Genomic DNA, 15,472 nt, shown 5'->3' on the forward strand with positions numbered 1-15,472 from the left:
AAAGCTCCTTTTTTACTAATTGGATTTTTTATTGACTAAGGCTTCCAGCTTTGCCTGCATCCGTTGCTCAGCTTTTTCTGGGCTTTCTGTGGTTGCTTGTTTTGGTGCTGCTTTCGGCTTTGGTTTGCCTTGTGCTGGGGCTTTTCTGGGGTTTTTACGTGGGCCTTTAGGCTTAGCCTGCGGCTTTTTCAACGCCCGCTTTTTATCGATCTCTGCCAGCTTTTCCTGAGCGTGTACCGCTTCTTCAGCAGAGACCTTGCCGGTCACTTCGCCACCCAAGGTAACCCGATCAGCCCCTTCGGTCAGGCAAGCAATATAACGACGCATGCGGACATACAAGTTCAACGCTCGACGAATGCGAGTTTTCGATAGCTTGCCATCAGCCGCTATTGCTTCGTGGATGCCAATTTGCAAAGGCTTTGGATTCGCAGCAGAAAAGACTTCAGGGTAGAACTCACAAAGCTCGTCTAAAGCTTTACGGTTGGCTTCATATTCTTTCTTGCGCTTCGCTTCCAGCTTTTTTTGGCTGTTTTCGTTCGATTCAATGGCGGCTTGTTGTTCAGACATGGTTTCTTTGTTGAAAGTTTCTAAAATTGAGCGCCGCAGGATACTCGGTTATGCAGCATTTGCAAAGTTGTAATCGCGTATCTCTCTTGGTTCAGGTTGCCAGACAGCGAGGCTGAAACGGCTTTGGGTCATGCCTGTATAGCATCTTTCTATAGGTTTCCTATGCTACCGTTCAAACGAGTAACAAACTGCGATCGTGCTTACGATGGCCGATAAGTAATCTTCGTCGAGCAAAATTATGCGCTACTGACTCTAGTGTCCTGAGTCAGAAGTTCGTATAGTTTCAGAGCTCATAGGAAGCGCTAGTACAAGGCGCTCTTCGTAGAGAATATCGAGATCTTTTCAAGAAGAGCAACGCCGTAATAGTGTTTTCCATGAGCTCCCTTCGGGCGTGTTATTCAAGCTTTCTAGCGTCGTTCCGTCTCTTGCCAATGGAACAACCATTGACTGTGAGACACGCCTTGCCATAGAACTTGAATGGCACGCTGAATTCATGCGAACTTCTGACTCAGGACACTCGGTGGACTGCACAGAAGAGGGCATCCTTACTTCTGTGCAGGCACAACGGCTGGTTATTGCGTTATTAACGTGGCATGTACGCGTACTGACGGCTCAACGGTGTCGGTAAAAGTCCGGGCTTACGCATGTATTGCTCCGGGATGGTCAAGCCTTCCTGTTTGAAACCAACCAGTTGTTCGGGGGTTAGGTTTTCTAGGAATCGGAAGTAATAGCTTTGTATGCGCTCATCGCTGGATGATGATGCGTCCAAGAGCAAGCCAATGATTGCCTCATTGGAGTTCAGGCGGTGGCGGATCCCTGTATCCCGACGCACTAAGGCGACCAGTTTTGAAAGAATATATATATTGGTTTCAGAAAATATCATCAGCTGTTCCATGTAGACCTCCGGTCACGACAATTTATTTACGCCTTTAATTTAGTGAATCAAAATGACATTGCCACAATGAATTGATCGTTTTATGACCTGGTCGACAATTGGCTTGAAAACCTGTGAGATGGCTCGCAAAAACGAAAAGTGGTCTGAAATGACGAGAAAATGGCATCAAAAAGCGGAGAAAATCGAAAAAGCCGTGATGGCTTCAAATGCCGTTCAGAATAGACGGTTCTTTGGCAAGTGCTGATAAAAGAAGTGCCAGATTGTCAGGCACTTCGAATCGCGATTGTAAGGGTATGTAATATGTCGAAGATTTGATTATTGGCTGAGAAGCTGACCAAGTTGTAAGTTGGCACCAATTTTGATTTGTTCATTCCAGCTCATTTTACCGGGCTCAAATACCATAATAACCGTACTACCCAGTCGGAAACGTCCCATTTCTTCGCCGCGATTAAAGTCGAGTTGGCTGGCAGTGATGGATTGTTGAATAATTTTTCGTTCAAACGGTGCCACGATGCCGGACCAAGTCGTTTCGATGCTTGCCACAATCATCGCTCCAACCAATACCATTAGGAATCGACCCTGGTCGGATTCGAATTCGCAAACCAGTCGTTCATTCCGGGCAAACAGGCGGTCGACATGCCCAGCGGTAAGCGGGTTAACGCTAAAAAGTTTGCCCGGTATAAATGTTGTTTTAACGAGCGTTGCTTTCATCGGCATGTGAATCCGATGGTAGTCCTTTGGCGATAAATACAGAGTGATGAATTCCCCGTCTTGGTAGTGCTGAGCCATGCCTTGGTCACCTCCCAACAGGGCTGGAAGGGTAAATGTCTTGCCTTTTGCCTGAATCAGTTGGTCGCCCTGCATTCGGCCGAACTGGCTGACGCAGGCATCAACAGGCGAGGTCCAGCTGTTTTCTGTGCCTTGTTGTGGCCTGCGACCGGGTTTTAGTGCGCGGGTAAAGAAGTCATTGAAGTTGCGGTAGTCTTCAAGTCGTTCTCGCTCTGCTTCGCTCAAATCAATGCCAAATCGTTTCAAAAAGAATCGCATGAGCGGAATTTTGATGATTGACCACTCGGATTCGGCGAGTACGCCGACGAGTCTGGACAGTAGATGATGCGGCAGCAGGTATTGCAGTGCTAAGAACAGAAAATCCTGGAGTGTTTGTTTCATTGTCTCATCTTATTAAGTGCGGTATTCCAGTCGGCGCAGTATTCGCGAAACAACTGGTAATCGATAGCATTAAGGGGTTCGTCTTGACCGTGCGCATCAGCGTACAGCAACATGGTTACTGCATTACCAATACTGAATGATCGTAGGAAAAAGCTTTCGTCGTCTGTCGCCGCCAGTAAAGGGGGGGGTAATTTCTTGCCGGCTTTGTTTCTGTTTTTATCATTGACCCAAAGAGCGGTTACGCGGCTGCTGAGCTCCATGAGAATCTCTGAAGACTGCTTGGCGAGCTTCAGGTTTCTCAACAAGAGGTAAGATTGGCAACCTTCGCTGTCAAAGGTTTGCCAAAAGCCATTATTTTCCTCCATGACAACAATACGTGAAAGGCACAGACCTTTCTGCAGGCCGTACAAAGCACTTTCCTGTATTTCTACTGGAGAATGCCAACTGTTTTGATTGCGAAACTGACGACGGATTTCCCGTTGAATGTTGAGATTGACGACAGCTCTTTTCTGTACGACCGGCGGCGATGTTTCCGGTAAACTTGCAGCTTCTTTTAGCACAGGCGGTTGCTTGGTCTGTGCCTTGAGCTTGGGTTCTGCCTCTGGCCAGGATGATAGGTCCGGGGCAACGTCGGTGTTGTGTGCTTGGCTGAGACCTTTGACCAACGCTAGGTCATTGGCGTTAAATCCAGCGCCATTTTTATTTAGGGCAACTGACGGTTGCTGCGCCAATAAACGACGGGCTGCGATTGCGGCGTGGGGTAGCTTGAATTCTCGGGCGGCGACGGCGACCCATTGTTTCAACATAGGTTTGAATTCAGTCAGACCCAAGGAAATTTCACCGGTTCGGCACAGCGTGTCGAGCGCATCGGAATGCCAATCCTGGCGGACAGCAAAGGCAAGGTCATGACTGAACGGTAGAAAGAATTTCAGTGCCGACTGTTTGAACGATTGAATACGCTCTTCTTTGGCCGGTTTGAGATCAGCATCTTCCGGTAAGATGGGCAGTTGATAGTACTGACAGAGTTGTTCATTCCACTGTCTTGGGGCCATTCCGATCAACCGTTGCATTAGTGTGTCTCGGTTTTCACCGTTCTTCACCCGTAGCTCTATGCTTTCCATTTTTTCGGGTTCGAGTAACCAGCAAACCCAGATTCCCAAGTCATAAAATAGAGTGACCCAATAGTCCGCTTCTGTCCATGGGATCTGTCTGATCTGAAACCACTGACGCATGAGACTGGCGGCCAGCAGGCTATCGCCGATAGCCCGGAGCAATCCCTTTGCAGAGGCACTCTCACCATTTACTCTTGGGACTTTTTCGCTGAGAGCGACCAGTCTGGAAGCGCCCAGCAGACTGACGGCATGGTCCAATGTGCGAACAGATACGTCGTGGCTGGCCAGCATTTTATTCGCGTAACGGAAAAGATGGATGGTCAGTAAAGGATCCTCCCGAATAATCCTCATCCAATCTTGTAGTGGTGCTTGCGCATTTGGCAAAGCCCCCAAAGGAATGACGGCAGGGAGATGTAGCTGTTGAACCTTTGTAAACCAAGCGGATTCGTTCGTCATTTAAAGCGATTCAATTTAGTTAGTCTATTTATAGGAATTTGTAAGTTTATACAGCCCGAGAACAACAAGCAAAAACCATGGGCTTATTTGCCCTTATTTGTTTTTCATAAGGGGGTTGGTTTGGCGGCTGCATAGCTTTGAGTTATAGCAGATTAAATGGCTGTTGGGTGCATATAGAGAACTAGTTTTTCAGCAACTATTGCAGCCGTTGCTGTTAAGTAAATTGGCTGAGTTTTGCCCAAGCACCCTTGGCGATGTCTTTTTGTTCAAACTCGGAGAGTTTTTCAAGTGAAGCGCAGTCAATCGCGTGGAGTTTCAAATAAGGCAGTTTCTTCTCTGGGAACTCTCGTAAATCGCCGAGCATCAAAATAGGGACTATTTTACGTTTATCGAAATAGCCCATTTTTAAAGCACGCAAGCCTTGCTTTAGCGGGAGTTTTTCCAGTTTATTGTCGGTTGAGGATTTGCCCGACAAGATCAACTGAGTTTTGCCTGCCGAAAGTGAGGGATAGATGTGAATGGAGGTTTCTGTAACAGCAGCGTCGCTTATGTGACTGAAGATCGAATCGTATTGAGCAAAATCCGGCAGTACGACCATTCTTCTGCGCCCAATAGGGCCGGTCAGGTGCGTGGAGTACTCGCAGTACAATTTTTCGACAGCCATTGAATAAATGATGAAACTGTTTTTGAAGACTTCAAAAAATTTCATGGCGTTATCAGGCGATTGGAAGTTCTCGAGGCTCCATACGAGGTCACGCGGTTGATTGGCTCTTCCAGACATTAAAATCTATCCCTTAGATGTCTCATTACATAAGTATTGGTTGGAAACGGGGTTTGTGCAATTCACGGATTATAGTTTCTAGTTATTTGTCCGCGATTGGAAGGTTGTTTTCGTTATGATAACAAATGGGCTTATGTGATTTTAGTCTGGAAACTGGACCAGTAGGGGAGTTGGTCATGCAGCTCAGGCCATGATCGTTGGAAGCGATCAGGCCTTTACAAGATTAAGCGCCGCTGATGGTGTGTTAGCTTCTGCTAATAATGGGTTCAAGGCCTGTTGTGCGAGTTGAATGACCGTGTTCTGTGTGTTTGGTTGTGCCAGACAGCTGAATGCGGTGAACATGGCATGTCGGCGTGCACTCCAATTTCGCCAATAGTACAGACTATATATACCGCTAAACGCCGCGATCACACCGAGCCAAGGATTAAAGAGCAGGCTGATGGCAATCCAGAAAATGGGGTAGAGGGGAATGCCAATAACATAGGCGTTGCTTGCCCATTTGTCTTCAGCATGTGACTGTTGTCGGGTCACTAGATAATGAATGAGCGCGCAAAGGCTGTTCAGCACTAAACCACCCAATGCCAGCGGTAATCCAGCGATCAGAACCAGAGTGTCGGCCAGCAAACGTGTGGCGAGTGTGAGGCTGCTGTGATGACGAAGAATCACTTGCAGATCGATACCACTCACTTGTAACCAGGACAGTAATTGATTTACCTGAGCGTTTTCTTTCCAGGTTTTAGCATCGGTCAACCAAGAGGTTCCTTTTGGGTAAAGCGACGTCAAATGCTGGTTGATACGGGTGAGTTTCCTTTTCTCATTTGTCCTTAACATCCCTGGTAACGCTCGCTGAATGTTGTGACGCCATTGATCTGTTTCTGCCGCGATATCCGCAAGTCCAGTTTCGGGACGGTAGATGGTTTCGGCTGCGCATTGCACCCAGATGTCCGATCCCAAACGAGATTTGTCTGAATAGAATAAGCCCAATTGCAACACGCGCACGGGGTGACCAGTGGTGCGTACATATTGATCAGCAATATGCGCGGCGCCTTTTTTAAAGGGGTGCAATTTCGACCTATTGTGGCTGACGCCTTCTGGAAAAATGACCACCCATTTGCCGTTACTGAGGGCTTCGTTCAGTTGTCGGAAACTCTGTCGATTCTGTTGATTTGGATCTTTTTGGAAACGGGCGAGCGGTACAGCACCGATGCCTTTTACGAGCCATTTTACCAGCCAGTGGTTCAACCAGTCTGCTCGAATGGTACGGGTGAGTGAATGCCCTAAGGCCACCTGTAGGGCGAACGGGTCAATGAAGGCATTGGGGTGGTTCGCGACAACGATAGTAGCTACGTCGTCATTTGGGATATCGCCTGTGAAATGGATTTCTCGATAATAGAGAGACAATAAAAAAGCCCAGAGATTTCCAGGTAGTTTGTGCGTATGAAGGTGCGCCAGAATGGTGGTCAGGATCAGGGCGCAGACGACTACTATTGCCATTTCGATATCACTCAATACATTTGATGAATGACATCTTATAGCTGGCTAGTTTCAGGGCAATTCTGGTCGAAACTGTTTAGCAGTTTGCTACCGCTCGGGTACTGCAGCGCTACTCAAGGAACGGGTTAACGTCATCGACATCCATCTGTTGTGGCAGCATATGCTCCTTGGCGTATTGTCTCCATACGCCACTGGTCAGGAATAGATGGAAGACATCGGGATCGATGTGCTGTTCATTTTTCATGTTTTTAAGAATTGTAAATGCCTGGCTTAGTGGCATGGGTGGCTTGTAGGGACGCTCTTTTGCGGTCAGGGCTTCAAAGACGTCTGCCACGCCCATGATCCGAGCCGGTATCGACATTTGATTGCGGGTCAGACCTTTCGGGTAGCCTTTGCCGTCCATGCGCTCATGGTGCCCGCCCGCGTATTCCGGAACCCGTTTGAGTTTTGGTGGGAACGGCAGTTTTTCCAACACTTCAATCGTCAGGTTTATATGTCGGTTAATGTGTTCGCGTTCTTCTTCGTTTATCGTGCCGCGGGTGATGCATAAGTTGTACACTTCATTGTCTGTCAGCATTGGCTGGGGATGACCGTGAATGTCAAGCCATTGTTGTTCTGCTATCACACGAACCCTTTGTTTATCGTCCTCTGACATAAACTCCCCACCTTTGTTGACGCGCTCAAGGAACGTCAGGTCTTCGGTCAAACGATCCCGCTGTTGCGTATCCGTTATTTGATAGAGTTTGGCGGCAAATCTGGCTCTGACGCTGTCCATTCCATCGTGCAGTCTTTCCAGCTTGGTGCCTTTATTCAGTACGTTTTCGGATGTCGCCAGTTTGCCACAATCGTGCATCCATGCCGCAACATTCAGTTCATACCAGCCGTCGTCATCGAGATTAAAGTCTTTGAAGTAGCCTTCCTTCTGCTGGCATGCGGCACCGGCAATCAACTCCGTGAGCACCGGGATGCGCTGACAATGAGCTGAAGTGTGAGGTGAGCGAACGTCGATAATCTGTGCTAGTGCCTTGATAAACGCATCGAGTAGCTTTTTGTGGCTTTCGACCAGATTTTTGTTATCCAATGAAATGGCGGCAAACTTTGCCATCGCCTCAACCGTTTCCTTATCTTCCGGGCTGAAGGTATGCAAATGGCCAAATTCATTTCGTGCATTAAGGAGCTGTAGCACACCAATGACGTGATTGTCGTGGTTTAACAACGGGACGGCCATGATAGACCGGGATCGATAGCGGTGTTTTTCATCGAACATACGCGTACCAGAAAAGTCAAAATTGCTGGTTTCGTAAGCGTCTTCAATGATAACGGACTCTTTTGTCAATGCGACGAAGGTTGCCACATTTGCGTGATTGGGCTTGCCATTCTTGTATAAGGGTATCGGCTGCCAGGCAGATTGGTCTCTACTTGCCTCGCGAATATTGATGCCAAGCGCGGAATTGTGGACCGCGGCGAATTTGAGACAGGCTTTTTCATCTTCACCACTCCAGCGATAAAAGGTTCCGCCTTCGGCCCCAGTGATCGTTTGCGCTTCGGTTAAAATAAGGTTGATGAGACCTGAAAGATTGGTCTCCCGTGCGAGCCTGATTAACAAGTCACCGGACTTGTTCAATCCCCAAGCCATCAAGTGGCTTGATTCCATAGGTACAACTTGATTATGCATACGACAACTTCAATCCAATTCCATGGTGTATTAAATGTAGCCGCATCATCCCATTTTGTGATCTATTTTTGTTAATAAATGTTCTCAATTGGCCTGACAAAACGCCTGGGCCTAGCCAACGTTTGTTGTATTAAAACCAGCCTGTCCAGCTGCGCCGGCTCTTCAAGATTAAGCAAATTCAAACGCTGATTCGAACCCTCAACTTAAAGGCGCGGACGTTATTAAACAGCCGGCACCGCCCTTAGTCTGCGTATTGAATTATTGGATGTGATCGGTCGTTCTGGCGTTTATTTATGAAGAAACGGCAATAGCCGTTATCTATTCGTTCTCTTTTTACGTAAATATCGACGTTCTGGGGGATCAAGCGCTTTGCTCAGCTTGACAACGGCATAGTCCGAACGTATGTTTCAAACGATCGTTTGAATATTGGCGAGGGGTAATCTATACCTATTGCCCATCAAGATGCCCAACGTTAAAACAACAAAATTCGCTGCACAGACTGCAGCCATAGAGAGGTAAATGAGATGCCAACCTATAAAGCCCCAATACGTGACTTACAGTTTGTCATGCATGAAGTTTTAAAGTCAGAACAACACTACGCGTCTATTGGTGCGGAAGACGCTACACCTGATATGGTGGATGCCATCATCAGCGAAGCGGGTAAATTTTGTGAGGAAGTATTGGCGCCGTTGAACCGTGTCGGTGACATCGAAGGATGCACCTACAAAGATGGCGAGGTTACGACACCGACAGGCTTTAAAGAAGCTTATGCTCAATGGGTTGAAAATGGCTGGCCCTCACTGAACCATAAAGCAGAGTTTGGTGGTCAGGGGATGCCGGATTCTATCGGCGCTGTCGTGAATGAAATGGTGTCAGAGGCCAACTGGGCGTGGGGTATGTACCCTGGCTTGTCGCATGGCGCCATGAACACCATCGAACTGCACGGTACCGACGAGCAGAAAGAAACCTATTTAACCAAATTGGTCTCCGGTGAGTGGACGGGCACCATGTGTCTGACTGAACCTCATTGCGGTTCAGACCTGGGCATTCTTAAGTCAAAAGCTGAGCCTATGGGCGACGGCAGCTATGCCATTACCGGAACCAAAATCTTTATTTCGTCAGGTGAGCACGATATGGCCGAAAACATCGTCCATATCGTTTTGGCACGTTTGCCAGGTGCTCCAGAAGGTACAAAGGGCATTTCATTGTTTATCGTTCCTAAGTTTTTGCCGGACGGTACCCGCAATGAGGTAAAGTGTGGCTCCATTGAGCATAAAATGGGTATTCACGGTAACTCAACTTGCGTGATGAATTTTGACAGCGCGAAAGGCTTCCTGATCGGACCTGAAAATCAGGGGCTGCGCTGCATGTTTACGTTTATGAACTTTGCCCGCTTGGGCACTGCGATGCAGGGTGTTGCGTCGGCAGAATTGTCATTCCAGGGTGCTTTGGAATATGCCAAAGACCGCTTGGCGATGCGTTCATTAACAGGCGCGAAAGCACCGGAAAAACCAGCAGACCCGATTATTGTGCATCCTGATGTTCGACGCATGCTGTTAACTCAAAAAGCGTTTGCTGAAGGCGGCCGATTGATGATGCATTCTGCCAGCATGCTGGTGGACAAAGTTAAATACTCCAAAGACGAAAATGAAGTAAAAGAAGCCGATGAGCTGCTGAGCTTCCTAACGCCTATTGCCAAAGCTTTTTTAACGGAAGTTGGAACAGAAGCCGCAAACCACGGTGTTCAGGTTTATGGTGGACACGGCTTTATTGCGGAATGGGGTATGGAACAGATTGTTCGCGACAACCGGATTTCCCAGTTGTATGAAGGCACGACCGGCATCCAGGCTCTCGATTTGTTGGGTCGTAAAGTTCTAATGTCTCAAGGTGAAAGCTTAAAGCGTTTTACCAAGATCATTCATAAGTTCTGCCAGACCTTAGAAGGCAATGATGAACTGAAAGGCATGGTGGCAAAACTCAACGGATTAAACAAAGAGTGGGGTGAAGTCACAATGCAAGTCGGTATGAAGGCTATGCAGAACCGCGAAGAAGTTGGCGGCGCTGCGGTGGATTACCTGATGTATTCCGGCTATGTCACTTTGGCTTATTACTGGTTGTTGATGGCTAAAACCGCTCAGGACGCTCTTGCTGCTGGTACGGACGAAGCAGATTTTTATAACGCTAAAATTAAGACAGCCAAGTTCTATTTTGCGCGTATTCTGCCTCGGACCGAATCGCACAAGACGATGATGTTGGCGGGTGTTGACACCATTATGGACATGGAAGAAGAGCAGTTTGCATTCTAAATAATAGTTAACTGGTCGAACGCCTGAAACTGCCCGACGCGATGTTGGGCAGTGTATCTTTTGCAGAACAATAAAAAAGGGTTTCAATATGGCTGAATATAAAGCTCCCTTACGTGATATCCAATTCGTCCTCGATGAAGTATTCCAAGCTGATCAACTTTGGTCTTCCATGGCTGCGACAGCAGATGTAAACATGGAGCTGGCCAGCGCAATTTTTGAAGAAGGCGCGCGGATCTGCGAAGGCGAACTGTTTCCTTTGAATCGCTCTGGTGATGAAGAAGAGTGCCAATACGAAAATGGTGAAGTACGGACACCATCCGGTTTTAAAGAAGCCTATCAGACGTATTCGGACAGCGGCTGGGTTGGGCTGGGTGGCGACATCAATTACGGTGGTCAAGGCATGCCGAAAATGCTCACCGTCATGTTCGAAGAAATGCTATACGCCTCTAACACATCCTTTGCTTTGTACCCGGCATTAACCGCCGGTGCCTGTCTGAGTATTCTGACGCACGGCAGCGATGAGCTGAAACAAACGTATCTGCCGCCAATGTATGAAGGACGCTGGGCAGGCTCAATGTGTTTAACGGAACCTCATTGCGGGACTGATTTGGGGATCTTGCGAACCAAGGCGATCCCTCGTGAAGACGGAGCCTATGACATTACCGGTACTAAAATTTTTATTACCGGCGGTGAGCATGATCTGACCGAGAATATTATTCATCTGGTTCTCGCCAAACTGCCGGATGCGCCCGCGGGTCCGAAGGGAATATCTTTATTCCTGGTGCCAAAGGTCATGGTAAATGCCGATGGCTCTCTGGCCGACCGTAATGCCGTTCGTTGTGGCAGTATTGAACACAAGATGGGAATCAAGGGTTCCGCAACCTGTGTGATGAATTTCGATGGCGCTGTGGGTTACCTGATTGGTGAAGCGAACAAAGGCCTGGCCGCCATGTTCACCATGATGAACTATGAGCGTTTGTCTATTGGCTTGCAGGGTATTGGTCTTGGTGAAGTCTCCTACCAGTCTGCCCGTGCATACGCGCTGGATCGAATTCAATCACGTGCGCCATCCGGCGCTGTGAACGCAGAGAAAGAAGCAGATCCAATCATTGTGCATCCTGATGTCCGTCGCATGCTGTTGACCCAGCGTGCTTATAATGAAGGCGGTCGTGCATTTGCCGCTTATGTGGGCATGTGGCTTGATATTGCCAAGGGCTCTGACGATCCGGCACAAAAAGCCATTGGTGAAGCAATGGTTGCGCTGCTAACACCAGTTGCTAAGGCCTATTTTACGGACCGTGGGCTGGATGCCACCATTCTTGGTCAGCAGGTGTTTGGGGGGCATGGCTATATTCGTGAATGGGGTATGGAACAGTTTGTGCGTGATGCGCGAATTGCTCAGATTTATGAAGGTACAAATGGAATCCAAGCGCTTGATCTGATGGGACGTAAGATCGTTGCCAATAACGGACAGGCGTTCCAGTTGTTTAAATCGGAAATTGAGGACTATATCGCGGAATCTGATTCAGGCAGCGCACAAGTCGACGCCCTTAACAAAGCTCTTTCTTTGTTAACGGACGCGACTGAGTTCGTGATCGAGCAAGCCAAGGGTGACGCCAATGCCATAGGAGCAGCAAGTTGCGATTACCTGAACCTTTTTGGACTGACGGCGTACGCGTACATGTGGTTAAAAATGAGTCGAGTGGCAGAGCAGCAAACCGGCGATTTTTATACCTCGAAACTGGCAGCCGCGGAATTCTTTTTCCAGCGCCTGTTGCCGGAAACCGAAGCCTATTACGCTAAGGTTAAAGCGGGTAGTTCGAGTTTGATGGCCTTGTCAGCCGATTTGTTCTAAAACAGAATTGAACAGAGTAGCGGATCATTGATCCGCTTTTTTTATGGGCGGAAAATGCGCCTCGGCTATGGCCACCCGTTTTCGCTAGCGAGTCGATTCGTGTGTGTCGTGAAATTGACTACACTTGAAGCTGATATTTAAGGCCGTCATCTCGTAAGCCGTCGAGCCGGAAAGTCTTTCTTGTTTGTTGCATGTCAGGAGAACGCTCATGAATATTCAGTTGCTTACCCATTTGATGTTTGAAGGTCAGGCTCAGGAAGCGTTGGACCTTTACCTGAGTGTTTTTGATGACACCGAGCTGCTTTCGATAGAGCATTTCCCCAGTGATCATGAAACTCATGCAGGGCAGATTCGTCTGGCAAAATTCCGTATCAAGAACAGCGAATTTCTGTGTATTGACTCACCCGTATCTCATGGTTTTGGATTTACACCATCGATGTCGGTTTTTGTGGAATTTGAAGACGAGATGGAGCTGCTAAACGTGTTATCCCCCTTGTCGGACGGAGGGAAAATCTTAATGCCACTGGATAACTATGGCTTCAGCGAAAAATTTGCCTGGTTCCAGGACCGCTTTGGGGTGTCCTGGCAACTGAATTTGCGCTGATCTCAGGAAAGTCTGGTTTTAAAATCCTGATAGCCAAATTGTCTCACGACCTTCAAGGCATCCGTTTTGGAATTCCATACCGCAATCGCTGGCAGTTTGGTGCCGTTAAATGTGGTTGTTTTTACCATCGTATAATGGGACATGTCTTCAAAAATAAGCCGTTGCCCAATAGCAAGGGGTTCTCCGAAGCTGTAATCGCCAATGACATCACCGGCTAAGCAGGTAAGACCACCGAGACGATAGGTGTGCGCATATTCGTCTGGTAATCCCGCGTTTGTTATGTCGGCGCGATAGGGCATTTCCAGCGTATCTGGCATATGACAGGTGGCCGAAGTGTCCAGTATGGCTTGCGGCAGTTGATTGAATGTCAGATCCAATACTTCTGCAACCAAAACACCAGTACCGATTGCAATAGCTTCACCAGGTTCCAGGTAAACCTCGACTTGATACTTTTCTTTGAATGTTTTGATACGCTCAATCAACCCCTCGATATTGTAACCGGGGGCAGTGATGTGATGGCCGCCACCAAAGTTCACCCACTTCATTTGCGATAACAAATGCCCGAATTTTTGTTCGACTACGTCGAGGGTTCTGGCCAGCGGGTCAAACCCCTGTTCACAAAGCGTATGGAAATGCAGGCCACTGATGCCTTCAAGTGATCCGCCATCAAACTCCGCAAAGGGAATACCCAGTCGAGAACCGGGCGCACAAGGGTCATAAATCGGCACATCGCCTTCGGAATGTTCGGGGTTTATCCGTAATCCATAATCCAGGTCCGGACGTTTCTGTTGCGCGGCTTTGAGCAATGGCTGAAATCGCTGCCATTGTCCGAAACTGTTGAATACGACGTGATTAGCAATGTCGAGTATTTCTCGCAGGTCGGGTTCACTGAACGCGGCGGAAAAAACATGAACTTCACCGGGATAGTGTTCTTTCGCTAAAAGTGCCTCGTGCAAGCCACTGGAACAAGTACCGGAGAGATATTCGCTGGTTTTGTCCCCAAAATGCCACATCGAAAAAGCTTTTAGCGCTGCCAGCACCTTCGCACCGCTTTCATCGGCCACTCGTTTCAAAATTGCCAGGTTGCGTTCCAATGCCACTTCATCGACCACAAAGCAGGGTGATGGCAGTCGGGTCAGGTCCAGTTTTTTGAAATCGGTAAATTGCATAGGAGGCTCTCAGGTGGTAATGACGTGGCTGCGGTAAATGTGCGCGGTCTACAATCGCGAACCGCGCATTCAAGAGAAGATGGCCGCTTATTTTTCCAGGCTGAAGTCTTTCAGTTCAACGATGTGCCAAGGTAGACCATATTTATTCATATCTTCCATAAATAAATCCGGATCCATTTGCTCCATGTTCCAGACACCCGGTTTTTTCCAATGACCTTCCACAATCATCTTGGCGCCGATCATGGCAGGCACACCCGTTGTATAGGAGATAGCCTGTGACAGAACTTCTTTATAGCAGTCCTGATGATCTTTGATCTGATATAGGTACATGGTTTTTTCTTGGCCGTCTTTAATGCCCTTAACCACACAGCCGATACAGGTTTTACCCTTGGTGCGTGGTCCTAACGTTGATGGGTCGGGCAGTAGCTCTTTCAGAAATTGAATCGGCACGATTTCAACACCCTGGAAGTTAATGGGTTCAATGCCGGTCATGCCCACATTGCCCAGTACTTCAAGATGTTTCAGGTAGCTGTCGCCAAAACTCATCCAAAACTGCGCACGTTTCAAAGTGGGGAAGTGTTTGGTTAACGACTCGAGTTCTTCATGGTACATACGGTAAATATTGTAAGTACCGACTTCCTCAGGACACGTGAATTCCGCTTTTTTAGACATGGCCGGTGTAGTGACGAAAGCACCGTTTTCCCAGTGACGACATTCAGCTGTCACTTCCCGAATGTTGATTTCTGGGTTGAAGTTAGTCGCAAACGGGTAACCGTGATCACCACCATTAACGTCGATGATGTCCAGTTCCTGAATCTCGTCGAAATAGTGTTTTGCCAGATAGGCGGTAAACATATTGGTTGCACCCGGATCAAAGCCTGAACCAAGCAATGCCGTTAAGCCCGCTTTTTCAAATTTATCCTGATAAGCCCATTGCCAACTGTATTCAAATTTTGCGGTATCCAAGGGTTCATAATTCGCGGTATCCATATAATGAACGCCAGCTTCAAGGCAGGCATCCATGATGGTCAGGTCCTGATAGGGCAAAGCAACATTGATGACCAGTTCAGGTTTTTCCGCTTTCAGCAGGGCCGCGAGCTCCGGCACGTTATCAGCGTCAACAGCCACTGTTTTTATCGGGCGGTTTATGGTTGCTGCGATGGCATCACATTTAGATTTTGTGCGGCTGGCTAAGACAATTTCAGAAAAAACGTCAGGCAGTTGAGCGACCTTCTGGACCACAACATTGCCGACTCCGCCGGCACCAATAATCATAACTTTTGACATCAACTATCTCCTAAAGGGATCACCTGGTGGGTAATTGTACAACACTACCTTAGGTAACTCCGACTCAGATGTAAAATCGAGCTCTGTGTCGGCAAAAAAGA

Annotated in this window: 12 protein-coding genes; 3 read left to right on the forward strand and 9 right to left on the reverse strand. The window is 47.9% G+C overall.

Annotated elements, in window-relative coordinates; translation table 11 throughout:
* Window positions 1-15 precede the first annotated feature (15 nt).
* The 7 genes from IYN85_RS16460 to IYN85_RS16490 form a co-directional block, all read right to left on the reverse strand.
* Entirely contained in the window at window positions 16-567 is a 552-nt protein-coding gene (locus IYN85_RS16460) for a ProQ/FINO family protein (RefSeq protein ID WP_196160010.1), read from the reverse strand.
* Between the two features lie 583 nt (window positions 568-1,150).
* A complete protein-coding gene (locus tag IYN85_RS16465) occupies window positions 1,151-1,462 on the reverse strand; it encodes a hypothetical protein (RefSeq protein WP_196160011.1) in 312 nt (103 codons plus the stop codon).
* Window positions 1,463-1,777: 315 nt separating this feature from the next.
* Window positions 1,778-2,632, reverse strand: a complete 855-nt coding sequence (gene asd / locus IYN85_RS16470; RefSeq protein WP_196160012.1) for an archaetidylserine decarboxylase — start codon at window positions 2,630-2,632, stop codon at window positions 1,778-1,780.
* Complete coding sequence (locus IYN85_RS16475; protein WP_196160013.1) at window positions 2,629-4,200, reverse strand: HDOD domain-containing protein; 1,572 nt, start codon at window positions 4,198-4,200, stop codon at window positions 2,629-2,631. The genes asd and IYN85_RS16475 overlap by 4 nt, the downstream gene beginning before the upstream one ends.
* A gap of 214 nt (window positions 4,201-4,414) precedes the next feature.
* Entirely contained in the window at window positions 4,415-4,981 is a 567-nt protein-coding gene (locus IYN85_RS16480) for a hypothetical protein (protein WP_196160014.1), read from the reverse strand.
* Window positions 4,982-5,188: 207 nt separating this feature from the next.
* Window positions 5,189-6,475, reverse strand: a complete 1,287-nt coding sequence (locus IYN85_RS16485) for a 1-acyl-sn-glycerol-3-phosphate acyltransferase (protein WP_196160015.1) — start codon at window positions 6,473-6,475, stop codon at window positions 5,189-5,191.
* Between the two features lie 109 nt (window positions 6,476-6,584).
* Entirely contained in the window at window positions 6,585-8,129 is a 1,545-nt protein-coding gene (locus IYN85_RS16490) for an HD domain-containing phosphohydrolase (RefSeq protein WP_230390798.1), read from the reverse strand.
* A gap of 545 nt (window positions 8,130-8,674) precedes the next feature.
* Between IYN85_RS16490 and IYN85_RS16495 the strand changes: the two genes are divergently transcribed.
* From IYN85_RS16495 to IYN85_RS16505, 3 genes are all read left to right on the forward strand, one after another.
* Window positions 8,675-10,456 carry an acyl-CoA dehydrogenase C-terminal domain-containing protein gene (locus IYN85_RS16495; RefSeq protein ID WP_196160016.1) on the forward strand — a complete coding sequence of 594 codons (1,782 nt, stop codon included), beginning with the start codon at window positions 8,675-8,677 and terminating at the stop codon, window positions 10,454-10,456.
* Window positions 10,457-10,544: 88 nt separating this feature from the next.
* On the forward strand, window positions 10,545-12,311 hold the full coding sequence (locus tag IYN85_RS16500; RefSeq protein ID WP_196160017.1) for an acyl-CoA dehydrogenase C-terminal domain-containing protein: 1,767 nt from the start codon (window positions 10,545-10,547) through the stop codon (window positions 12,309-12,311).
* 208 nt (window positions 12,312-12,519) lie between these two features.
* A complete protein-coding gene (locus tag IYN85_RS16505) occupies window positions 12,520-12,915 on the forward strand; it encodes a VOC family protein (protein WP_230390799.1) in 396 nt (131 codons plus the stop codon).
* Between the two features lie 2 nt (window positions 12,916-12,917).
* Here the strand turns inward: IYN85_RS16505 and nspC are convergent, their stop codons facing one another.
* Both nspC and IYN85_RS16515 read right to left on the reverse strand, forming a co-directional pair.
* A complete protein-coding gene (gene nspC / locus IYN85_RS16510) occupies window positions 12,918-14,084 on the reverse strand; it encodes a carboxynorspermidine decarboxylase (protein WP_196160018.1) in 1,167 nt (388 codons plus the stop codon).
* 87 nt (window positions 14,085-14,171) lie between these two features.
* Window positions 14,172-15,371 carry a saccharopine dehydrogenase family protein gene (locus IYN85_RS16515; protein ID WP_196160019.1) on the reverse strand — a complete coding sequence of 400 codons (1,200 nt, stop codon included), beginning with the start codon at window positions 15,369-15,371 and terminating at the stop codon, window positions 14,172-14,174.
* Window positions 15,372-15,472 lie beyond the last annotated feature (101 nt).

It is taken from the genome of Reinekea sp. G2M2-21, from assembly GCF_015687175.1.
Lineage (GTDB): Bacteria > Pseudomonadota > Gammaproteobacteria > Pseudomonadales > Natronospirillaceae > Reinekea.